Raw genomic sequence first — 19,604 nt, forward strand, 5'->3', positions numbered from 1 at the left:
CTCCTTCCTGGACTAGCGGTGCTGGTTATGGAGTTCGAGGGCGGCGGCGACGCTGGTGGGGATCAGGGCGACTTGCACGCCGTGCCCCTCGTCGCCGTCGGGGACGGTTTTCTGTTTGTCGGCGATGAGTTGGCAGCCGGTGCAGCGGTGGGTGGTGGCCCGGTAGGCGTCCTCGTCGCCGCCCGCGTTCTCGTCCCACTCCTCGGGCCGGGTGCCGCACTGGGGGCAGACCTGCTTGAGGTAGTGGGCGTAGGCCAGGGCCTTCCTGCGGTCCAGGTCGGTCCAGGTGCCGTCCCCGTGCCCGCGGAACTGGGAGTGGGGGATGCCCCACTTGTGGCAGAGCTCCATCTGGGTGCGGAAGTCGGCGTCATCGATCAGCCTTTTCCCAGGTCCGTGCGCTGCGTGTGCTGCACCGACCAGGCGGCCTGCCACAGGGCCTTCACGTCTGCCGGGATCCACGCCCTCATAAAGCGGGCGGCGGCCTCCTCGGGCATGCCGTCCAGGGACGCGGCGGAGATCAATACGGGCATGAAACTTTCGGCGAACTCGTTGCCGTTCTCCTCGTCCTGCTCGGTCGGCGGGTGCTTGGCCAGCAGGTCCTCGAGTTCCTGCCGCTCGAGCGCCTGGAAGCGGAGGGTGATGGTGTGCGCGTCGTACGCCTTCTGCGCCGCCATGAGCCTGCCCTGGGCGTCCTTGGCCTGCCGCTCCGCCACGGCCCGCACGTCGGGGTCCGTGTCCTTGGCGAGGCCGTCCAGGTAGGTGTCGGCCCGCTCGGCTTCCCTCCGCACGGTCAGGTAGCGGTCCCGGATGTCGGGGTCGTCGCACAGCCGGAACACACTGACGGGCTTCTTGACGCTGTTGAGGCGCTTCTCAAGCGCGTCCCATGCGGTGCTGCTGGTCATGTTCGGGTCCTTTGGGAAGGCCCGGCCGGGCGCACAGCGCCCTTCCCAGATACACCGGGGCCCGGCCGGGGGCTTGGAGGGGGTGGGTCAGCCGGCGCGGGTCACGGCCCGGTAGGGACCGTCCCGTTGAACAGCGGCCGCGCGGTGATCGTGAACTGGACGGCGATCCGGGCGGGCTCGTTGTCCGCGCTGTACTGCTTCGAGTTGGACACCACGGTCACCGGGAAGACATCCATCCCCTTGTTCCCGGCCGTGTTGCCCTTGGAGAAGATCACCACGTAGCCGGACGTGCCCTTGGCGAGCTCGGTCTCGATGTCGTCGGCGGTGCTGTCCTCGTAGAACGTGAGGGAGGAGTCGGCCGCACTGTCGTCGCCACCGATCTTGCTGACGAACGTGGACGCCATGTCCGGGGTTTCGATGGGCTGGTTCTCGAGGGACCAGCCGTCGATGGCGTTGATCTGCTGCGTGTAGTCGGTGCCGTCGGAGATCTCCGCAGAGGTCGGGATCAGCGTGTCGGCGGCAGCGATGGTCGGCAGGAAGAGAATCTTCGTGGTGCCCTTGCGGTTGAACCTCATGATTGGCCCCTCGCGGAAATGGGGCCGAGAAGTGGGGCCCCTGCTACACGTGTCTGGTGTGGCGGCCACCTGCGTGGTGGCGTCCGCGTGGGGTCCCGCCGCGGTGCGGTGATGCCCAACCCCCAGGGGGTCAGGCGGGCGGCTGCTCCTCGAGGAAGAGCCGGAATCGGATCACTGATGTGATGATGGCATCTCCTGCGTCGGATGTTCCCCCCGCCTCGGTCGCCTCCCGCCGCCAGCAGGTGACGCCGGGCCCGACACTGAGGGGGTGGGCGTAGCCGGGGGATCCGTTCGCGGGCCGTTCGACGACCTTCCAGGCGCGGTCGGTGAGCCACTGCGCCTGCTCATCCCCGCCCCGGCTGTCCGGTACGCCTGGGGTCGGTCCGGAGACGAACGTGGCCTGATAGTTCATGACGGCGGCTCGCTGGTTGTCGGCGAGGGTGCGGGTGTCGTCGATGCGGTCGAGGGGGTCCAGGATCGTGTACGGCGGCGCCACCGGCTGACCGGCGGCGGTCAGGGGGACGCTGCGCAGGCCGACGGGGCGTCCGGTGAGGGTGGCCAGCAGGGTTTGCAGGCCGAGGGTGACGGGCCGTCTCTCGATCATCAGGCACCCCCGAAGATGCGGTCCAGGGCGTCCTTGAACGCGTCCTCGTACTCCGCCGACAGTTCGGTCACGGCGGGCTCCACGTGCGGGTACGGGGGCTGCCGGAAGAACCGGCCCAGGCTGTCGTACATGTTCATGAAGCCGTACTCGAGGCGGCGCCCCTGCGGCCGGTCGGTGCCGAGGAGGGCCCCTCCGCCGTCGGGGACGGCGAATGGCTGCGCTGGCCCCCAGGAGTCGAAGTAGTCGCCGGTGATGATGTTCGGGCCCGGACGGCCGGATGCGTTGAAGCGGATCATCGCGCGGGCGAGGCGGGCCTGCTGCTGCACCGTCCGGTTCACCTCCGGCCCCACCCGGTCCGCCGCCTCCTCCAGCCGGGGCGCCAGGTCCTCGAGGTCCATCACGCGCCCCCGCCCGTTTGCTGGATCTGGTCCAGGCTGGTGACCCGGATGACACCGAGGGTGCCGCCCTGGGACGGGTCGTTGGCCCGCCACTGGCGGCCGATCAGCGACACGTCCCCGCCCGCATGGACCTGGACGACGGTGACGATGGTGTCCCGGACGGCGAGCGGCGCCGACAGCGGCGTGTAGGCGCGGTAGTTGGACGCGGTCTCATCCACCCACGGCTGGTTGGGGACCGGGATGTTGGCGACGGCGGAGGTGGAGCCGGGTTGCACGGCCCCGGGGCCCTCGTACAGGACAGCGCCCTCCGGCACCTCGTACTGGCCGGTGTCGGGGTTGAAGACGGGCGGGCCGCCGGCGGGGCTGGTGAAGCGGACGACGTCCAGCAGGATCAGGCCCTCCACGAGGGTGGTGATCGGTCCGAGGTCCAGGCCGGCCATCAGGTGCCTCCTCCGGTGTGGGCCCACTCGGACAGGGTGGCGAGCATGGCGCGGGCGGTCGCCCCCGGGCCGCCGCCGTAGTCGGCCCGGTTCAGCGCCTCCTGGTCGAGGAGGACGGGGTCGACCTCGCGCAGGAAGGTGGCGATGACGCTGGCCGGGGTCTGCGGGATACCGACGGCGACCCGGGCGAGGCCCTCGAAGGCGGTCCCGTCGGGTTGCCGGGTGTGCAGGATCAGCGTGGGCAGCCCTGCGGCGATGTCGTGCTGGACGACGTATCCGGTGACCGTGCCGGGGGGCAGGGGGGTGCCGCCGATGCTGATGGTGGCGTGGCCGGGCTGGGCGTCGATCCGGACACCGTGCGCCTGCGGCTCCGCGGGGGGCTCGGTCACTGGGCTACTTCTTCCTCTTCAGGCTTGGATACTTGCGGGTCACCGCCTTGCGAACGGCGGCTTTCTCCTTGGCTGATCCGTGCTGCCCGACCCTGGCCAGGGCATTTCTGGCGTGAGCAAGATCATCAATCCTGTAGCGCTTGCCCGGCAGGGCGAACTGCTTGCTGCTCATCCGCTTCCGCCCGCTCTTCGTGTTCCGGCGGGCGTTGCTCTTCTTCGACAGCTTCGACTTGCGGCTCTTCGCCACGGTCCTCTCCGTCCGGGAGGTCGGTCGGGAAGGGTTCTTGGAGCGGCACGGTCCGCTGGAACGCCACGGGGCGTCGGGTGAGCAGGTTCTGTTCGCGGACGCCGTACACGTTCCGGTGGTACTGGGTGAGGACGATGACCTGCACCAGCCACGGCTCGTCCGGGTCGGAGGGCGTGTGGGGCAGGGTGAGTACGGTGATCGGGTCGTCGGAGGACACGTCGGCGGGGTTGATGCCGTTGGTGGTGAGCCAGTCGACGATGAGGAGGCGGCGCCACTCCGGCGGGACACCGCCGCCGGGGTGCACGGTGAGGGCGATGGGGGCGTCGGTCATAGGGGCGCTCCGGTGCGGATTTCGGTGCGGCCGATGAGGTCCATGCGGGGCAGCAGCTCCCGTTGGCAGTGGGCGTGCGCCACGGGATGAGCGAGGGCGTCCTGGACGGTGCGCAGGGTGCGGTTGGCGCGGTCCGGGTCCTTGTGCTCCCGCCACCCACAATCAGCGCCGTCCCGGATCTCCACCCACTCGGTGCCGAGTTCGTCCAGGGCGGTGCGAGCCGCGCCCGTGTTGGCGGTGGTGACGGCCTGCCAGGTGACCGCCGCACTCGCCCACGCGTCCACGGGATGCCGGGAGTTGTTGGCGTACACGACGGTGTCGAGGGGGTGCTGCTGGCGCAGGGCTTCGGTGTCGAGGCGGGCCGCGTCGGGGTCGCGGGCGGCGTCCTGGGCGTCGCGGAGGAACGCCCTGGCCCGGCGCAGCGCCTCGGTGATCCGGGCGGTGAGGTCCGCGTAGTACTGCGCGGAGGCTTGGGTGATGGCCGCCCGGTGCCGGTCGGTCCAGGAGAAGCGGGTGGTGGGGCGCAGCGCGTTGTCCAGCAGCGTCCAGGCGCCCTCCCGGTAGATGAGGGGCAGATCGGTGGCCGCCCAGCGTTCCGTCCACGCCATGGCCGCCCGGTGGAACGCCGCGAGGGACGTGTTGAAGTCGGCGATGGCGGCGCGCAGCCGTGGCCCGCTGCCGGAGTGGCGGCCGGGCCGGATCGCCGCGAGCGCGGACAGCAGCCGGGTCTGTGCGCCGGTCAGGATCGCCCACGCCTGCCGCAGCCGGTCCACGGCGCCGGTGATGTAGCCGAGGAGGCGTTGGCGGAGGGTGCGGCCGCGGCGCCGGACGGGGGTGGTCATCGGCGGGGCCGTTCGACCAGGCGCAGCATGCCGATCCCGTCGCCGCCGGTGCTGCCGTCGTCCGGGTCGTCGGGGGCGGGCGGCTCCCCGTTCTCGAGGGCGGCGATCTGCCGTTCGTACGCCTTGATGTTCTCGCCGGTGCCGACGGAGACGACGCCGGACACGTTGACGGTGGCGGGCTGGGCGCGCAGCGCGGCAAGCCGCTCCCGGAGGACCTCGAGGGCGACGGCGCGGGCGGTGCCGAGCCGGGAGTAGCGGGCCTCGAGGTCCGCGAGGTCGGCGGTGGTGCCGAGTTCGCCGCGGAGCCATGCGGTGACGGCGGCGGTCAGGGCCATGACTGTCCTCCCGGGACTGAAGGGGGTGGGAAGGGGTGCGGGTGCGGGCCCGCCGGTTGGCGCCCCCACCACAGGGGCGGACCCGCACACCGCTAGTCGCCGCTGTCGCCCTCGCCAGCGGCGCTCCGGCCCCGAGCGGGCCGCTTGGCCGCGCGCTTCGCGGCCGGCTTGTCGCCGTCCCTCTCGCCGTCGTCGGACGACGGGGAGGAGTCGGCGGACTTGGTGGCGGCAGCCGGGAGCTTGCCGCCCTCCCACGCGGACGGGTTCGTCACCAGGGCCGCCAGACGCGGCTCCGGGGAGCTACCGGCCTCCAGGACCACCGTCTGGTGGGACTCCGGGTCCTTCACGTACACCGTGGATCGCAGGGTGGCCATGGCTTACCACACCGTCGCGGCGATGTGGATGTCCGGCACGTACATGACCGGCAGCGCGGCGGCGGAGCCCTTCGTCCACACCTGCGGCGGGTCGTCCTGGTAGCCGCGGGTGACGACGATGCCGGGGGCGTCCTCCCGCTCGATGGCGGGGTTGCCGCTGCGGGAGAGGAGGAGACCGTCGGCGGTGAGGCCGTACTGGGTCTCCGCCCACTGCTGCGGGTTCGGCGGCAGCAGGAAGAACATGTTCTCCGGCAGCACGCGGGCGTCGGAGCCGCCCTCCAGCTCGATCTTCACGTCGTACGTGGTGATCGGCGGGAGACCGTAGCGGGCCCGGACCACGTTGACCTCGTTGGGGGCGAGGACCGCAGTGGGAATGGTCGATGCGGAGTTCACCGACCCGTAGTAGGCGGCGCGGTAGGAGTCGTTGCCCATGGCCAGCGCCATCGTCTTGTACGAGGTGAGGGCGCGGGCCGGCGTGGGGGCTCCGGAGGAGCGCAGGACCTCGAGCCACCGCATCTCGTCACCGAGCATGTCGGCGGCGGGGTCGGTCCACGGGGTGGACGCGGTCGGCATGTTCGCCGCCGGCACCTTGTGGTCGGCCTCGATGGTGAGGCCGTTCTCGCCGACCAGGGAGAACTTGCCGTCGGCCAGCAGGTCACCGGCGGCGAGTTCCAGACGCTTCTTGATGGACAGCACGTGGTCGGCAACGTCCTGGTAGACGGTGTTGACCAGGTCCCGGCTGTCGATGCCGCGGTCCATGTTCTGGAGGATGGTCTCGAACTCACCGACGATGTACTTCTGGCCCAGCGGGAGGAGCTTGCCGGAGGTCGCGAACTGCGTGATCTCACGCGTGGCGACCTTCGTCTGCGCGTCCCACGCCCGGTAGGAGGCGGCGGCGACCCGGCGGCGGGTGCCGCGGTGCTCCCACTGCACGGAGTCGATGGTCCGCTCGGGGATGACGGACTGGGTGAGGAGGTAGTCGGCCGGGGTCTGGATTTCCCGGGCGAACACGTTGATCTCGGTCGGGGACAGGTCGCGGAGCAGGAGCTCCAGCATGTCGTTGGCCATGTCGGTGTCTCCTGCTCAGACCTTGTAGATGAACTGGGTGTTGGAGCCGTCCGCCACGGTGGCCGGGTCGAACGGGACGGGCAGCTTCTCCGGGTCGATCTGCCCGTGGACCATGAGCGGGGCGACGGCCCGGGTGCTGGTCGGGGCGTAGGAGATCTCGGTGAACAGGAACCCGACGAACGTCTGGGTGCCGTCGGTGGCCGCACTGTCGTACGGGCCGTACAGGCCGCTGGTGCTGTTCTTGCCGAGGGGGATGCCCGACTTCAGCTTGCGTTGCGGCTGGTGTCCGGTCGGCGGCAGCCAGTGGGTGTCCTCGTCGAACGCGGCGAGGTCGAGGGTGACGGACTGGTTGGCTTCGATGCCGAGCATGCTCATGAGCCACGGGCGGCCGACAGCGAGCGTCTCGGTGCTGGTGTACGGCTGGATGTCCACGCCGTAGCCCCTTTCGCGATGTACGCGGGTGTTCGTGTGATGACGTCTGCGTGACGCCGTCCACGGGGGTTAGGGCGTGGTCCCTGGTCTGGAGTTGTTCAGGCCGCTTCGTCGGTGCGCAGGCCCATGGCGCGGGCGCGGGCGCGGGCGGCTTCCCGGACGGCGTCCTTGCCCGCGGCGGGCTGCCGGGGGGCGTTGCCGCCGGCCGGTCCGCCGGACGGGGCCGGGGGGAGGGTCTGCGGGGCGGTCGCGCCGAAGAGGACGCCGCGGCGTTCCTTGAGTTCGGTGGCGGCCTGGGTGATCTGTTCGTCGGTGGCGTCGTCGGGGACGGTGAGGAGGCGGGTGGCGTCCTCGAGGTCGTCGCCGGTGGCTCCGAGGGAGACGAGGGCGGAGCGGATGCGGGTCTCGCGGTCGCGGCGGGCGGCTTCGGCGGCCTGCTGGGCGGCCTGGGCTTCCCGGTCGGCGAGAGCCTGTTCGCGGGCGGTGAGTTCCTCGATGCGGCGCTGCTCTTCGCTGAGCTGCGCCTTGCGGGCTTCCTCGGTCTCCTTGAACAGCTTCCCGAAGCGGTTGACGTCGAAGTCGTCCGGGTCGAAGGGCACACCGGCGGCTTCGGCGAGTTCACGGAGGATGTTGCGGCGGCCCTTGGCGTTCTCCCTGGCCATGATCTTCGCGAAGGCGGCTTGGGTCATGGGGGCGCCGGTGCGGTGGTCCAGGAGGACCTCGTCGTCGCCGGTCTGCGTGGCGGGCTGGTTGGCGGGCGGCTGCGGGGCCCGGTGGGCGAGGTCGGCCGGGGAGGGGGCGGGCTGGTTGCCGCCGTCACCCTGGCCTCCGTCGTTGTAGAAGACGGCGAGCGACTGGATGCCGGTGTAGGGGTGGGCCCAGCCGTGGGCGGCGGTGAGACCGGGGCGGTGCTGCGCGGGGCGACGCATTGAAGACAGTCCTCCCATGGACAGATCAGGCCCCGCGCCTAGATCCAAGTGCAGCACAGATCTCGTCACGTGTTCCCCCCGCTCCCCTGCGCCGGGTTCCCGTCGTCGCCCTCGGGGTCGTCGCCGGTACCGTCGTCGCCCCCGGCCGGGGGCAGGTTCACCGGCGGGGCCTCCGGCACATCCGGGGCCTGCCTGCCGAGGAACCGGGCGGTCTCCTCCGGGTTGTTCAGGGCGTCGGCGAGGAGACGGGCGTCCGCAAAGGAGCGGGCGTCGATCCGGCGGATCTCCTCTTCGGCGTCCTCGATGGGCCAGCCGATCTCCTGAAGACGCCGGATCCCGGTCTCCAGGCTGATGAGGCCGGCCTTGCGGGCGGTGGCGACTTCCTCGAGGGCGGCGGCCTTATCGGTCGGCGTGTACGCGCCCCGGGTCAGCTTGGCGGGCAGGACCGGCAGGTCGATCCAGTCGGGGTGCTGCCCGGCCTGGAACAGGCGCTGCACGAACTTCGGCAGCAGCCGGTCGGCGTGGTCGCGGGCGAGCCGCATCCCGGAGATGAGTGAGTCCAGCGGCCCGAGGGCAAGTTCGAGCTGGTAGCCGGAGGAGAACTGCGCGGGGTCGGAGGTACCGAGGGCGACGGCGGGCAGCCGGGCGGTGGTCGCGGCCCGGCCCTTGAGGTCGTGAACCTGGTTGCGGAGTTCGGCGAGGTTGGCGCTGGTGTCGACGGTGCTGAGCGCGCCGCCCTCGCCCAGGGTGAAGACCATGCCGGGGCCGGCGGTGTACTGCTGCTGACTGGTGACCGCCTTACCGGAGATGGCGAGGATGGGGGATCCGGTGGTGGCGGACGCCTTCCCGGAGTCGGTGTCCGCGCCGGCGAGTTCGTCGAACACCTGGAGCACCTTCGCCAGGGACGACTCCCCCCAGTGCTCGCCCGGTTCGGGCACAGTGTTGGGCACGTGGATGACCGGGATGAAGTCCTGGTACAGGTCCAGCCGGTCGAGGATCTCGCCCTGCCCGTTGGTCGCGAAGTGCGCCTTGTCCATCGGCAGGGAGTCGACGTCGACCGGGCCCTTCAGGTCGCCCAGCTCCCAGGTGGCGTCGGTGAGATACACCGTCTTGTAGGAGGGCCGCTCGGACCACGGGTACCGGCGGGTGATCGACCCGTTGCCATCCAGGGTGTCGCCGCGGCCGAGGACGGGCTGCGCCGCCTGCTCCTCGGTGGGCTCGGACATGACGGGGGCGCGCAGGGGGCGGCCCGTTTGGTCGACGCCGTTCGCGGTCTGCGGGCGGATCCAGTCCAGGTGGTAGGTGATGCGGCGCAGCCGGGCGGGCAGCCGGCGGGGCCTGTCCTCGGGGAGTTCCCACGCGAAGTGGATGCGGTCGGGGTAGTCGGAGCCGTCGTCGTCCTCGCCGATGATCGGGAAGTAGAGGCCGGGGTCGTAGGTGCGGACGCGGACGCGCTGCTTGTCGGGATCCCAGTGCAGCAGGTAGACGCCGTCCCCGAGCGTGACGGCCTTGCGTTCGGTCTGGAGCAGCCGCATCGCAAGGAGTTCCTCGTCGGCCCATGCGCGCAGCAGGCTCTGCACGCGGTCCGCGGTGGCCGCTTCGGGGGTGGCCTGCTCGCCGCCGGCCTTCTCCGCGCCGGGCACGGTGATGGTCTGTTCGTCGCCCAGGACGTGGCTGGTGATGGTGTCGATGAACATCGACGGGTCGCCGAACTCGCGGCCGTCGCGGGCCGCCTCGCCGTCGCGGAACGCGGTGAGTTCGGCGACCTGGTTGTGGTCGTAGGCGGTGAGGAGCTTGTACGCGGCGAGGCGGCGTTCGTCGTACGCGGGGACCCAGGTGGCGTGCGCTTCGGGGAACGCCCGCCGGTTGGGCATGCCCAGGGAGTCGCTGTACAGCGGCTTGTAGTTCAGCCATGACCAGCGGTCGATGATGACCGACTTGAGGCCGGAGATGAGGCCCACAGCATTCCTTCCCGCTGTTCCCAGGCCCCGCGCCTTGTGATCAGGGTACGGGCGCGGGGCGCGGGGCTTCCCCCGGCTACCGCCGACCGCGGAGCCGCTGGTCGGCGTAGCGCTGGGTGCCGAGTCCTTCCTGTGCCGGGTCGGCGAGCTCGGTGATGAGGTGGACGGCGGCGTCCAGGCGGTCCGGGGAGTCCATGCCGGGGATCCAGGACACGTACTGGACCTCGAGGCCGGGGAGCTCGCCCACGTGGTGGACGTGCCCGTTCTCGTAGAGCTGGGCGACGGGTTCGGCGCGCAGGCGTTTGCCGACCTTGGCGGTCACCTCGATGATGCGGGGCATCAGCAGGCGGTTGGTGGCGGCCTCGCGTTCGAGTTCCTGCCAGGCCTGGCGGAGGATCTGGGCGGCCATGTCTCCGCCGAAGTTCGCCTCCACCACGAAGGCGTCGGCCTGGAGTTCGATGGCCAGCAGGCAGGCTTCGCGGCCCCATTCGGCGGCGCCCATCTTCTTTGACCGGTCGGCCAGCAGGTACATGTCCCCGGCGGCGTCGCGTCCGCCGCCGATGAGGCCGACTTCGTCGCTGTCTTCGCGGCCGCCGGCGGTGTCGATGGCGACGAGGGTGCGGGTGAGGTCGACGCCGCGGAACGCTTGGGGGGTGATGCGGTGGTCGGTGATCCACGGCCATTTCCACACGCCGCCTTCGAGGGGGCGGGGTTCTTGCTGGTAGAGGGCCCACCAGCCGCGTTCGCCGACATCCTTTTTGAAGCGGTTGAGGTGCTTGCGGCGGAACCGTTCGGGCCACAGCGGTTCGCCGACGGCCCGGCCGAGGGGGTCGCCTTCGGTCATGGCGATGGCGGGCAGGTTGAGGACGGTCCAGCCGTCGGCGCCGTCTTGGAGGATGCGGCCGGCGAGGTCGTTCTGGGACCAGCGGGTCTGGATGACGACGATGGAGCCGTTGGGTTCCATGCGGGTGTTGATGACCTGCTGCCACCAGTCCCAGAGGTTGGCGAGTTTGACGGGACTGTCGGCTTCCTTGGCGTCTTTCAGGGGGTCGTCGACAATTGCGACATTTGCGCCCATGCCGGTCAAAGATCCACCGACGCCTGCGGTGACCAGACCGCCCTCGGTTCCGGCGAGGTCGAACCGGTTGGCGGCCTGCGAGCCGTACCGCAGCTCGATACCGATGTCCTGGCCGTGCTCCTTGATGCTGTCGCGGATCCACCGGCCGTGCCCTTCGGCGAGCTTGGCCGCATACGAGGCGATCATGATGCGGTGGTCGGGGTGCCGGGCCAGGTACCACAGCGGCGCCCACCGTGCGGCACGGGCGCTCTTCCCGTGCCTCGGAGGCATGTTCAGCAGGACGCGCATCCGCTCGCCGTTGGCGATCCGCACGAAGGCCTTGTCGATGAGGTCCAGGTGGCGGGCCTGCCATTCCCGGCCGCCGGTCAGCGCGGCGGCCATCGACCCGGGGGAGCGTTCGATGGCCATCTGCCGCTCCGCCCACGCCAGAGCCGCCCGGGTTTCGTCGTCCGCGAGCCGGGCGATCTGCTGGCGCTGCTGGACGGGGAGGGTCCGGTAGAGGGCTACCTGATCCTCAAGCGCCGTGGTCACTGCGCACGGTCCTCGTCTTCGTCGTCCTCGTCGGGGGTGGAGGTGGCCGTGTTGGCCGGCTGTTCGGAGTCGAGCCGGCTGGTGGCGGCGATCAGCGCGGCCAGCTTGTCCGGGTCGGCGGTGGACAGGGCCAGCGGTCCGCCGTCGGCTCCGGTGACTTCGGTCTTGACGGGCATGTCCAGGCCGTTGAGTTTCGCGCGGCGTTCACTGTTGCGGCGGCGGGCGTCTTCGATTTTCACGAGCCGGTCGATGGCCTGGAGGACGGGGGCGTCGTCTTCCATGGGCTGGTTGGTGTCGGGGTGGAGGATGACGCGCCCGTTGTTGACCATGATGTGGCGGTTGTTGAGGACGACGTGGGCGGCGGCTTCGAGTTTCTGGAGGCGGCTGAGTTCGTCGTCGAGGCGTTCGTTCTCCTGCTGCCGGTAGATGGACACTTCGGCGGCTTCGGCGTCGCGGTGGGCTTGGAGGGCGCGGCTGAGGTCCCGGCGGGCGCTGTCGGGGCTGGAGTAGCCGAGGGCTTCGACACGGGGATCGTCGTAGCGGACGCCTTGGCGGCGCAGTTTGAGGAGGTGGGTGCGGCGGACGGTGACTTCGTCCAGTTTGAGTTTTGACCATCCCATGGCGGTGGGGCTCCCGCTCGTGTGTGTGATTGTCGGCCCCGCGCCTTGTAGGGATGATCGCCGATTTTCGGTGTTCTGTTCCCCCTGGCCCGGGGGTGGGCAGGGAACGGCCCCGCCACCGGGGGATTGGTGGCGGGGCCGTGGCGCGCCCGGGATGGTCCGGGCGGGTCTGCTGGCACGGCCCGGGGACGGTAGGGCGCGGGGACACCGGTACCGGTCCGGGCCGTGCAGTTCTGAGTGTGGGGCATGGGAAGCGGTTTGTCTGAGCCGCTATCCCCCGGCGGCTACTGGCCGGGGTCGGGGTCGGGTCCGAGGCCGTAGGTGCCGCGCTCCGGGCCGCGGTGAATCTTCCCGGCCTTCACCAGCTCGGTGAGGGCGTTGTCGCGGGTGCGGCCTTCCACGCCGGCGGCGCGGCCGAGGTCGTCCTTGTGCAGGTAGTTGATGTCGATGCCTTCCGGGTCGGCGAACTCGGTGAGCGCCTTGAGGAGTTTCTCGTCGGCGCTGGCGGGCTTCTTCGGGGCGAAGCTGATCCCGCTCAGGAGGCTGGAGGCGCCGTCGGCGTCCGGGTCGGTGTGCTCGCCGTCTCCGAGGATGGAGGTGGCGGCGATCTCGTGCCGGTCGTCCCAGCCGGGCCAGTCGGCGGGGTAGGCGATGCGGGTGTGGTCGATGTGGGGGGCGGCGGACTCGAGGATGAAGGTGCGCATCATCTCGGCTGCCCCGCCGGGGCCGAGGGTGTAGCCGAGGCCGAAGGTGGCTTTGGGGTCCTTCATGGTGACGGTGTCGTCGTAGACGAGGGGCCGGTCGACGTCCCAGGCGGCGGGGATGTCGCCGGGGTCGACGCCTTCGAAGCCGGTGGTGACGAGGTGCTTCTGTGCGGAGTCGGAGCGGAGCATGGCGAGGGATCCGCCCTGGATGACGTTGGTGCGCAGGGTGGTGGACCCGCCGAGCTTGTCGGCGTTCACGGCCTGGTTGACGATCGTGAGGATGATGCCCTGGGAGCGCGCCTTGGCGGCGAGGGCTTCCACGATGATCGCGGCTTCCTTCTTGTGGTCCTCCATCTCGGAGAGGGGGACGTGGGCCTCGTCGAGGATGACGCGGACCCAGGGGCGGTCGGGGGTGGCCTGGAAGTTCTTCATGCGCAGGCGGGCGGACTCTTCCATGCGCCAGTTCATGAGGGCGTAGGCGACGCGGAGGGCGCCGATGACGTCGTCGACGAGGCCGCTGTAGCAGGCCATGGTTTCCACGTCGGGGTTGGAGGAGCCCTTGGGGTCGCCGTAGATGATGGCGTGGCCGTTGACGTGGTCGGCGAGGGCGACGATCTGGACGAGGCCGCCCTTGCCGGAGCCGGTGACGCCGGCGATGAACAGGTGGCGGGCTCCGAGGACGGGGTCGGTGAACTGGATGCGGGCGGGGAAGCCGGAGACGTGGCGGCCGATCTGGACGTAGCCGCCGTCGCTGATTTTCAGGACGTGGGTGCCGGGGAAGGGCACGCCGTTCTGGAGGGGGTTGTGTTTCATGAGGCGGATTTCGCCCTTGCGGGGGTCGCCGGGGACGGGGCTGTAGGAGCAGAGGAGGCTGTTGGTGCGCAGTGCTCCGGCGAGGCTGGCCCGGTCGGGGAGGGGGAGTTTGTCGAGGTCTTCGCCGGCGACGACGTAGGCGACTTCGCCGCCGGTGTTGGGGTCGGTCTGGGCGTTCTCGAGGTGGGTGCCGGCCATGACGCCGCCGCTCTTGGCGACCCACTTGCGCCAGGCTCCGGCGAGGGTGTTGGGGTCGAGCTCGGGCGGGGCCTGGAGGTTGACGGTGAGGTGGACCTCGCCGGCGTGGGCTCCCGGCTTGAAGTAGATCCATTCGATGGGGATCCGGTAGGCGGAGGAGACGGTGTCCTTGGTGACGGTGACGGACTGTCCCATGGGGACGGTGATGGTGCCGGTCCAGCGCATGGCGGTGAGGGTGCGGAGTTCCAGTTCCTGGTCCCTGTGGGTGCCGGTGTCCCGGTTGGAGATGACCTCGTACCAGCGGTAGGCGATCTTCTCTGCGGCGGTGGCCGGTACGTGGGCCGCGGTGGTGCCGGGCGGGGCGGTGGTGGTCGGCTTGGGCTTGCGAGGGCGGGCGAGGACCTTGCGGAGTTTGATGGGGACGAGGGCGACGGCGGCCCACCAGCCGAGGGAGACGATGCCGGGGAGGGGCTGGTCGGCGATGCCGAGCCAGCCGGCCATGAGGGCGTCGGCGCCTTCCGCTCCTTGGACGGTGCCCATGAGGAGGGCCATGCCGGTGGTGAGGGTGGAGCCGAACAGGGTGGAGCGGTGGGCGCGGATGATGTCCCCGGCGGGCAGCTGGTCGATGAGGTGGGGTGGGAGGCGGTTCATGTAGTTCGCGGCGAGGAAGCCGGCCGTACCGCCGTAGGCGACGGCTCCCAGGATGGCGGCGGAGCCGTCGAGGAAGGGGGTGGTGACGCCGGTGGCGATGGGGGCGAAGGTTTCGGCGTAGGCGATGGCGCGTTCGGTGGCGACGGGGCGGGCGGTGGTGGGGGTGGGCTGGCTCATCGGGGGCTCCTTGGGAGGGGTTCGGGGGGCGGCCGGGACCGTGGTGGTCCCGGCCGCAGGGGGAGGGGTGGCGGGGGGTTATTCCTGGGTGAACCAGCCGGAGTCGACGTCGTAGACCTCCCGGCCGACCGAGGAGCGGGCGGCGGCCTCCCCGATCCGGGCGTGGCTGGCCTGGTTCTGGTCGTGGGCGGCCTGCGCGGCGTGGGCGGTGGTGTCGGCGGCGGTCGCGTAGTCGACGACGGCGGTGGACACGCCGTCCATCAGGGCGGCGAGTTCGCGGGTTTCCGCGACGGTCGCGGCATCCACCTTGAGGGCGCCGATGGATTCGGCGGTGCGGCCGGTGTCCTGGGCTTCGGTGCTGATGCTGGTGGCGTGGCCGCGGATGGCTTCGCTGCTGCGGGCGATGTCCTTGGCCAGGGCGGCCGTCTGCTTGGCGAGCTGCGCGTAGGTCAGGTCAGACATTGGCGGTCTCCATGTCGCGGTAGTAGGTCATGCGCGCGGCCCTGGTTTCGGGCGAGTCCTGGACGGCCTGGTAGATGCCGCCGTAGCGGGTCTCGGTGTTGGTGTGGAGCACCGTGCAGGCTTCGCCGGCGCGGACGGCCCGCTGGTGGATCTCGGCTGCCTTGCCGGCCTGCACCTGGGCGGTGTCGGCGAGCCGGGTGAGGGCGGCGACGACCTTCTCGCCGCCTTCGACGCTGCGGGCCTGCTCGAGGAGGTCGGTGACCTGCTTGGCCTGCTCGAGGGCGTGCTGCTCGAGGACGCGGGTGGCCTCGCCGACGCGGGTCATGGTGTCGGTCTTGGCCTCGAGGCGCTGCTGGAACTGGCGGAGGGTGCGGACCTCGCCGCGGCTGATGGAGGGGCGGGCGGCGCCGTCTCCGAGGTGGACGTGGGTGGCGTCGATGGACGCGACCTGGACGGGCTGCGGGCCGGGGGCGTGGTCGGGCTTGGGCGGCACCGTCTGGTAGTCGGCGCTGGAGGCGGGTGCGGTCACGGGCGTGTCCTCGGGGTGGGTGCGGGCGTTCTTGCGGTCGGTGTGGGCCTTGTCCAGGCGGGTCTTCTCGCGGGCGGCGGCCTGGGTGGTGTCGGCGTATCCGTCGCGGGCGCCGTCGCGCCAGGCCTGGGTGTGGGCGACGGCCTTGGCGGCGCGGGTGCCGTCGCGGTAGCCGGCCTCGCGGGAGTTCTGGAGGTTGATGCGGGGGGCGGGCACGCGCGGGCCGGTCTGCTTGGTGGGCTCGGTGCCCTTTCCGTCCTTCGCGGTGCCGGTCTTCGCCGTCTGCTGCGTGCCGGTGCCGCCGTCCTGCGGCTTCCGGGGCTCCTGGCCGTCCTTCGTCGTCGGCTGCGCGTCACCGCGCTGCGGCTTCTTGGGGTCCGTGCCGGGCGTGCCGTCGGCGGTCTTGCCGTTGGTGCGGCCGGTCTTGTCCAGGCGGACCTTGCTCGCGTTGCCCTTGGAGTCGGGGCCCTTGGGTCGGGTCTCCGTGCCGGTCGGGGTGTTCTTGCCGGTGTCGGGGGCCGGGCCGGTCGTGGACGGCTTCGTGGCGTCCTGGGACTTGGTGGGGGTCTTCGGGCCGGAGCCGTCCTTGCCGGGCTTCCCGGCCGGGCCCTGCGTACCGGAGGACCCGGACTTGCCTGCCCCTCCCCCGGATCCGCCGCTGGTCTTCGGTCCCGGCCCGGTGGGCTTCGTGTCGTGCTTCGGCCCGGCGCCGCTGCCGCCGCCGGGCTTCCCGCCGGGCTGCTTCACGGGGCCGCTGTCCTTGCCTGTGCCGCGTCCGCTGCTGGAGTCCTTGCCGTTGCCCGTGCTGGTGCGCCCGGATCCGCCGGGCTTCGTCCCGGTGTTGCTGCCGCGGCTGCCGCCTCCGGCCGGGCCGCCGGACCCGCTGCGGCCTGTGCTGCCGGACTGGCCCCCGCCGGAACTGTTCGTGCCGCCGGGCCGGTTCTTCGGCCCCGTGCCGCCACCGTTTCCGGCCCCGTTGGACTTGCTGTTCAGGGACTTCCCGGCGGCATTGTTTTTGCTGCCGGTGCTGGAATTCGTCGACCCGCCCACCATTTTCTCGGCACGGTTCACGGTGACGGTTTCCTTCACCTGCCGGGCCTGCGCCTTCGCCTTTTGGATGTCGAGGCGCTTGTTGCGGGCGTCGGCGCCCTTCTTCCAGCGTTCGGCACCGGCCAGCATCCACGCCCGCAGGACGCTGCGCTCCTGCTTTCCCGCCGGGGCCTTTCCGGTGTTCCCCGGGGTGTCGTCGGGGGTGCTCTCGGTGCGGTAGGTGGCGCTGCTGGCGTCGGTCACGGCCTGGTCGCCGGGGGTGGCTTCCGCGGCCGGGTCGGGGTCCAGGGTGAAGGCGGTGCGGGTGGGTGTGACGGGGGCGAGCAGCCCGGCCATCCCGCCCGGCTGCTGCTGCGTGCCGCCGGCGGCGGCGGGGGTGGTGGGTGCGGTGCTGGGGGGCGGGTCGGTGGGGCCGGGGACGGCCGCGGGGACCGCGTTGCTCGCCATCAGGGTTCCTCACTGTGTGTGGTCATGGGGGTGGGTGGTTTCCTCCTCCTCCCTTCCTCCCGGCCCCGAATTCCCCTGATCAAGCCCTCGCGTGCGGGTATGAGGCGGGGGGTTTCGGGGCGGGAAGGAAGCGGAGGAGGAAGTCAGGCGGGGTGACTCTTCGTGCTCTTCTTCACGGCGACGGCCAGGCCGAGACCGAGGACGCCGGCACCCAGGAGGAGGCCGGGGTTGACGCCGCCGCCGGTGGGGTCGGCGGTGGTGGCGACGGCCTGCATGTCGGTGCTGCTGGTGGCCGGGTACTGGGCCTGGCAGTCCTCCACCACCGACCGGTAGGAGGCCCCGAGCTGCTTGCCGACCAGGCCCTTGTTGTCGGCCACGCAGGCGTCGATCTGCTTCTGGCGGGCCGCGTTCTCGGTGGCCTGGGTTTCCTGCTGCGCCGCGTTGACCTTGTTGAGCTCTTTCAGCTTCTCGAGTTCGAGTTGCTGCTTCTGGATGGCGAATTCCTGGGCGCGGACCTCGTTCGCGGCCTGCTGGGCGCTGTAGTGCTGCCAGCCGAAGAGGCTGGCGCAGGCGATGGCGACGGTTCCGACCCCGAGGGCGGCCTTTCCGCGCGGGGTGAGGCCGGTCTTCACCGGGGCCGCACCGGAATGCGTCTGAATTCCGTAGGGGGTGGGGTCGGTGAATTCGGGCTGGGCGGGAATGCCGTATCCGCCGTGGATGACGTTGTGGAATTCCGGGTCGTATTCGGGCTGGTTGGGGGTCATGTCATTCTCCGTTCGCTCGGGCCGCGCGGGAGGCGCTGACCAGCAGGTTTTCGACGGCGGGCAGGGTCTGGCCGGGCAGGTCGTTCCAGGTGAAGAAGCTCATCTGGATGCCGGCCTGGGTCAGGGTGTGCTGCATGTAGGCCACGGCCCGTTCGCGGGCGTGGGGGGTGACGTGGCCGGTCCTCTCGAGGAGGGTCTGGGCGCCGCGGATGCACATGCGGCCGGTGGGGGACACGTCGAGGGACTGGCACCAGCCGTAGCGGTGGAGGACGTCCAGGGTCTGTTCGAGGTGGGTGGAGGGGCGCTGGGGGGTGGGGTTCTGCCACCAGCCGAGGCCGGCCATGGTGCGCCGGAGGGGGGCGGGCAGGAGCCGGTGGGTCCAGCCGGGTGCCTGCGGTGCGGTGGGCAGGACCGGGAGCGGCCGGGCCGGGCGTACCGGTGTGGGGTGGACGCGGGCCGGGGCCGCGGCCGGGGTGGCCGTCCGCGGCTTCGGCTGGGTGCGGGTCTCGTTCACTCGTTCTCCTTTCGTCTCCATCCGGGGGAGGCGGTTACTTGTTGTCACCGGTGACCTTGGTGTGGATGTCCTTGTAGAGGGCGCGGATGTCGTCGGTCTTCAGTCCGTAGCCGGCCTTCCGCCAGGCCTGCTCGAAGGCGTTCTGCGAGGGGGCCGGGCCGGTGCCGCGGAGGTCGAAGTACAGGTCGAAGGCGAGCCTGCGGCGGTCGGTGTCGCCCCCGTCGGGCCTCTTGTTCGCCTGCGCCTCGCTGGGGGTTGCCTCGGGCGCGCCCGTGTCGGGCCCTGTGGTGCGCCCTGCTGCGCCCTCGCTGGTCAGGGCGCTGATGTCGTCGGGGGCGACGTCGGGTGCGCCCTGGGGGCCGGTGGTGGGGCGCAGGGACCGCAGGGCGTAGGTCTCGGACCGGTCCGGGAGGGATTTGAAGGCGCCCATGCGGTCGATGCGGGTGGTGATGGTCATCTCGGTGCCGAGCTGGTCGAGGGTGTCGTCCAGGCCGTGGAAGGAGGCGTCGCCGGCGCGCATGAGGGCCTTCTCGTAGGCGCGCTTGCTCATGAGCCGGGGCTTACCGAGCGTGGCGAGGGTGATGAGCTTGTCCTGGGCGTTGCGGCGGCTGATGGCCTGCGCGTCGGCGCCGCGGGAGCCGATGCCGAGCTGGCTCTCCAGGCGCTGGAGGCGGTCGCGCCACCAGCGGGCGAGGATCCCGTCGGACTTGATCTCGATCTTGCCGAGCTTGGCCTCGAGGCCGAGGAGCTTGTGCAGGCCGTAGGCGAGCATGACGGGGCCGACGATGCGGACCAGCGCGGTGCCGATGTCCTCGTTCTCCTGGCGGACGACCTCGATGGCGCCGACGGCCTGGGCGAAGACGAGGAAGTAGGCGGTGCGGGTGGCGCCCTTGTCGTTGAACGCCCACGCGTACAGGGACAGGCCGAGGACGATGGCCTCGAGGACGAGGCCGACCGTGATGTGCAGCGGCGAGTCCATGTGGAGCCGCTTCTCGGCGAAGCGGGCGGAGGTGTTGGTGGAGAGGGCGAGGCCGGCGACGACGACGAGGCCCATGCCGAGGAGGCCGGTGACGGTGCGCCGCTTCTGTTTGTCGGCGGGCTTGCGCTGGCTGGTGCGGGCGCGGGTCTTGGCGGCGATGCGGTAGCCGACGGCGAGGGTGGCCAGGGCGAGGAGGGCGGCCCATGCGTACACGGGCACCCGTCCGACTGTGGTGTGGATGTCGGTGAGCATGGGCGTGG

General features: G+C 71.1%; 23 protein-coding genes. All 23 read right to left on the reverse strand.

Annotation, left to right across the window (positions count from 1 at the left end):
• Positions 1-12 precede the first annotated feature (12 nt).
• The 23 genes from ACTWJ9_RS32890 to ACTWJ9_RS33000 all read right to left on the reverse strand — a co-directional run bounded on the left by ACTWJ9_RS32890 (position 13) and on the right by ACTWJ9_RS33000 (position 19,596).
• The gene (locus ACTWJ9_RS32890) at positions 13-348 is read right to left on the reverse strand and encodes a hypothetical protein (RefSeq protein WP_443296164.1); all 336 of its coding nucleotides are present in this window, start codon (positions 346-348) and stop codon (positions 13-15) included.
• Positions 349-374: 26 nt separating this feature from the next.
• Positions 375-902: a hypothetical protein gene (locus tag ACTWJ9_RS32895; RefSeq protein WP_443296165.1), complete on the reverse strand. Its 528-nt coding sequence runs from the start codon at positions 900-902 to the stop codon at positions 375-377.
• A gap of 101 nt (positions 903-1,003) precedes the next feature.
• Positions 1,004-1,477 carry a phage tail tube protein gene (locus tag ACTWJ9_RS32900; RefSeq protein ID WP_443296166.1) on the reverse strand — a complete coding sequence of 158 codons (474 nt, stop codon included), beginning with the start codon at positions 1,475-1,477 and terminating at the stop codon, positions 1,004-1,006.
• 130 nt (positions 1,478-1,607) lie between these two features.
• Positions 1,608-2,081 carry a hypothetical protein gene (locus ACTWJ9_RS32905; RefSeq protein WP_443296167.1) on the reverse strand — a complete coding sequence of 158 codons (474 nt, stop codon included), beginning with the start codon at positions 2,079-2,081 and terminating at the stop codon, positions 1,608-1,610.
• Positions 2,081-2,479 (reverse strand): hypothetical protein, encoded by a 399-nt coding sequence (locus tag ACTWJ9_RS32910; protein ID WP_443296168.1) that lies wholly within the window; start codon positions 2,477-2,479, stop codon positions 2,081-2,083. The genes ACTWJ9_RS32905 and ACTWJ9_RS32910 overlap by 1 nt, the downstream gene beginning before the upstream one ends.
• Positions 2,479-2,919 carry a DUF6093 family protein gene (locus ACTWJ9_RS32915; protein ID WP_443296169.1) on the reverse strand — a complete coding sequence of 147 codons (441 nt, stop codon included), beginning with the start codon at positions 2,917-2,919 and terminating at the stop codon, positions 2,479-2,481. Before ACTWJ9_RS32915 ends, ACTWJ9_RS32910 begins: the two co-directional genes overlap by 1 nt.
• Positions 2,919-3,308, reverse strand: a complete 390-nt coding sequence (locus tag ACTWJ9_RS32920; protein ID WP_443296170.1) for a hypothetical protein — start codon at positions 3,306-3,308, stop codon at positions 2,919-2,921. Before ACTWJ9_RS32920 ends, ACTWJ9_RS32915 begins: the two co-directional genes overlap by 1 nt.
• A 125-nt stretch (positions 3,309-3,433) precedes the next feature.
• Positions 3,434-3,886 carry a hypothetical protein gene (locus ACTWJ9_RS32925; RefSeq protein ID WP_443296171.1) on the reverse strand — a complete coding sequence of 151 codons (453 nt, stop codon included), beginning with the start codon at positions 3,884-3,886 and terminating at the stop codon, positions 3,434-3,436.
• Positions 3,883-4,728 carry a hypothetical protein gene (locus ACTWJ9_RS32930; protein ID WP_443296172.1) on the reverse strand — a complete coding sequence of 282 codons (846 nt, stop codon included), beginning with the start codon at positions 4,726-4,728 and terminating at the stop codon, positions 3,883-3,885. Before ACTWJ9_RS32930 ends, ACTWJ9_RS32925 begins: the two co-directional genes overlap by 4 nt.
• Positions 4,725-5,063, reverse strand: a complete 339-nt coding sequence (locus ACTWJ9_RS32935; RefSeq protein WP_443296173.1) for a hypothetical protein — start codon at positions 5,061-5,063, stop codon at positions 4,725-4,727. Before ACTWJ9_RS32935 ends, ACTWJ9_RS32930 begins: the two co-directional genes overlap by 4 nt.
• 92 nt (positions 5,064-5,155) lie before the next feature.
• Entirely contained in the window at positions 5,156-5,437 is a 282-nt protein-coding gene (locus tag ACTWJ9_RS32940; RefSeq protein WP_443296174.1) for a hypothetical protein, read from the reverse strand.
• A gap of 3 nt (positions 5,438-5,440) precedes the next feature.
• Complete coding sequence (locus ACTWJ9_RS32945) at positions 5,441-6,505, reverse strand: major capsid protein (protein ID WP_443296175.1); 1,065 nt, start codon at positions 6,503-6,505, stop codon at positions 5,441-5,443.
• 15 nt (positions 6,506-6,520) lie between these two features.
• Complete coding sequence (locus ACTWJ9_RS32950) at positions 6,521-6,937, reverse strand: head decoration protein (protein WP_443296176.1); 417 nt, start codon at positions 6,935-6,937, stop codon at positions 6,521-6,523.
• Positions 6,938-7,035: 98 nt separating this feature from the next.
• The gene (locus ACTWJ9_RS32955; protein WP_443296177.1) at positions 7,036-7,866 is read right to left on the reverse strand and encodes a hypothetical protein; all 831 of its coding nucleotides are present in this window, start codon (positions 7,864-7,866) and stop codon (positions 7,036-7,038) included.
• A gap of 65 nt (positions 7,867-7,931) precedes the next feature.
• Complete coding sequence (locus ACTWJ9_RS32960) at positions 7,932-9,827, reverse strand: hypothetical protein (protein ID WP_443296178.1); 1,896 nt, start codon at positions 9,825-9,827, stop codon at positions 7,932-7,934.
• A 76-nt stretch (positions 9,828-9,903) separates the two neighbouring features.
• Positions 9,904-11,436 carry a terminase large subunit domain-containing protein gene (locus ACTWJ9_RS32965; protein WP_443296179.1) on the reverse strand — a complete coding sequence of 511 codons (1,533 nt, stop codon included), beginning with the start codon at positions 11,434-11,436 and terminating at the stop codon, positions 9,904-9,906.
• Positions 11,433-12,056 carry a hypothetical protein gene (locus tag ACTWJ9_RS32970; protein ID WP_443296180.1) on the reverse strand — a complete coding sequence of 208 codons (624 nt, stop codon included), beginning with the start codon at positions 12,054-12,056 and terminating at the stop codon, positions 11,433-11,435. Before ACTWJ9_RS32970 ends, ACTWJ9_RS32965 begins: the two co-directional genes overlap by 4 nt.
• Positions 12,057-12,340: 284 nt before the next feature.
• A complete protein-coding gene (locus tag ACTWJ9_RS32975; RefSeq protein WP_443296181.1) occupies positions 12,341-14,599 on the reverse strand; it encodes a type IV secretory system conjugative DNA transfer family protein in 2,259 nt (752 codons plus the stop codon).
• Positions 14,600-14,677: 78 nt separating this feature from the next.
• Positions 14,678-15,061, reverse strand: a complete 384-nt coding sequence (locus tag ACTWJ9_RS32980) for a hypothetical protein (RefSeq protein ID WP_443296182.1) — start codon at positions 15,059-15,061, stop codon at positions 14,678-14,680.
• On the reverse strand, positions 15,054-17,087 hold the full coding sequence (locus tag ACTWJ9_RS32985; RefSeq protein ID WP_443296183.1) for a hypothetical protein: 2,034 nt from the start codon (positions 17,085-17,087) through the stop codon (positions 15,054-15,056). The genes ACTWJ9_RS32980 and ACTWJ9_RS32985 overlap by 8 nt, the downstream gene beginning before the upstream one ends.
• A gap of 143 nt (positions 17,088-17,230) precedes the next feature.
• Complete coding sequence (locus ACTWJ9_RS32990; RefSeq protein ID WP_443296184.1) at positions 17,231-17,851, reverse strand: hypothetical protein; 621 nt, start codon at positions 17,849-17,851, stop codon at positions 17,231-17,233.
• Position 17,852: 1 nt separating this feature from the next.
• Entirely contained in the window at positions 17,853-18,365 is a 513-nt protein-coding gene (locus tag ACTWJ9_RS32995) for a DUF6197 family protein (protein WP_443296185.1), read from the reverse strand.
• Positions 18,366-18,399: 34 nt separating this feature from the next.
• On the reverse strand, positions 18,400-19,596 hold the full coding sequence (locus ACTWJ9_RS33000; RefSeq protein WP_443296186.1) for a hypothetical protein: 1,197 nt from the start codon (positions 19,594-19,596) through the stop codon (positions 18,400-18,402).
• Positions 19,597-19,604: the final 8 nt, after the last annotated feature.

Origin of the sequence: Streptomyces sp. GDS52, from assembly GCF_052246875.1 — a bacterium.
Classification (GTDB): domain Bacteria; phylum Actinomycetota; class Actinomycetes; order Streptomycetales; family Streptomycetaceae; genus Streptomyces; species Streptomyces cathayae.

What these genes read in the sequence shown, in the direction of transcription:
- ACTWJ9_RS32900 (WP_443296166.1), bottom strand. Translation starts at nt 1,477, where the DNA reads ATGAGGTTCAACCGCAAGGGCACCACGAAGATTCTCTTCCTGCCGACC.
- ACTWJ9_RS32990 (WP_443296184.1), bottom strand. Translation starts at nt 17,851, where the DNA reads ATGACCCCCAACCAGCCCGAATACGACCCGGAATTCCACAACGTCATC.
- ACTWJ9_RS32915 (WP_443296169.1), bottom strand. Translation starts at nt 2,919, where the DNA reads ATGGCCGGCCTGGACCTCGGACCGATCACCACCCTCGTGGAGGGCCTG.
- ACTWJ9_RS33000 (WP_443296186.1), bottom strand. Translation starts at nt 19,596, where the DNA reads ATGCTCACCGACATCCACACCACAGTCGGACGGGTGCCCGTGTACGCA.
- ACTWJ9_RS32910 (WP_443296168.1), bottom strand. Translation starts at nt 2,479, where the DNA reads ATGGACCTCGAGGACCTGGCGCCCCGGCTGGAGGAGGCGGCGGACCGG.
- ACTWJ9_RS32955 (WP_443296177.1), bottom strand. Translation starts at nt 7,866, where the DNA reads ATGCGTCGCCCCGCGCAGCACCGCCCCGGTCTCACCGCCGCCCACGGC.
- ACTWJ9_RS32980 (WP_443296182.1), bottom strand. Translation starts at nt 15,061, where the DNA reads ATGTCTGACCTGACCTACGCGCAGCTCGCCAAGCAGACGGCCGCCCTG.
- ACTWJ9_RS32905 (WP_443296167.1), bottom strand. Translation starts at nt 2,081, where the DNA reads ATGATCGAGAGACGGCCCGTCACCCTCGGCCTGCAAACCCTGCTGGCC.
- ACTWJ9_RS32985 (WP_443296183.1), bottom strand. Translation starts at nt 17,087, where the DNA reads ATGGCGAGCAACGCGGTCCCCGCGGCCGTCCCCGGCCCCACCGACCCG.
- ACTWJ9_RS32890 (WP_443296164.1), bottom strand. Translation starts at nt 348, where the DNA reads ATGGAGCTCTGCCACAAGTGGGGCATCCCCCACTCCCAGTTCCGCGGG.
- ACTWJ9_RS32935 (WP_443296173.1), bottom strand. Translation starts at nt 5,063, where the DNA reads ATGGCCCTGACCGCCGCCGTCACCGCATGGCTCCGCGGCGAACTCGGC.
- ACTWJ9_RS32940 (WP_443296174.1), bottom strand. Translation starts at nt 5,437, where the DNA reads ATGGCCACCCTGCGATCCACGGTGTACGTGAAGGACCCGGAGTCCCAC.
- ACTWJ9_RS32970 (WP_443296180.1), bottom strand. Translation starts at nt 12,056, where the DNA reads ATGGGATGGTCAAAACTCAAACTGGACGAAGTCACCGTCCGCCGCACC.
- ACTWJ9_RS32945 (WP_443296175.1), bottom strand. Translation starts at nt 6,505, where the DNA reads ATGGCCAACGACATGCTGGAGCTCCTGCTCCGCGACCTGTCCCCGACC.
- ACTWJ9_RS32895 (WP_443296165.1), bottom strand. Translation starts at nt 902, where the DNA reads ATGACCAGCAGCACCGCATGGGACGCGCTTGAGAAGCGCCTCAACAGC.
- ACTWJ9_RS32975 (WP_443296181.1), bottom strand. Translation starts at nt 14,599, where the DNA reads ATGAGCCAGCCCACCCCCACCACCGCCCGCCCCGTCGCCACCGAACGC.
- ACTWJ9_RS32930 (WP_443296172.1), bottom strand. Translation starts at nt 4,728, where the DNA reads ATGACCACCCCCGTCCGGCGCCGCGGCCGCACCCTCCGCCAACGCCTC.
- ACTWJ9_RS32925 (WP_443296171.1), bottom strand. Translation starts at nt 3,886, where the DNA reads ATGACCGACGCCCCCATCGCCCTCACCGTGCACCCCGGCGGCGGTGTC.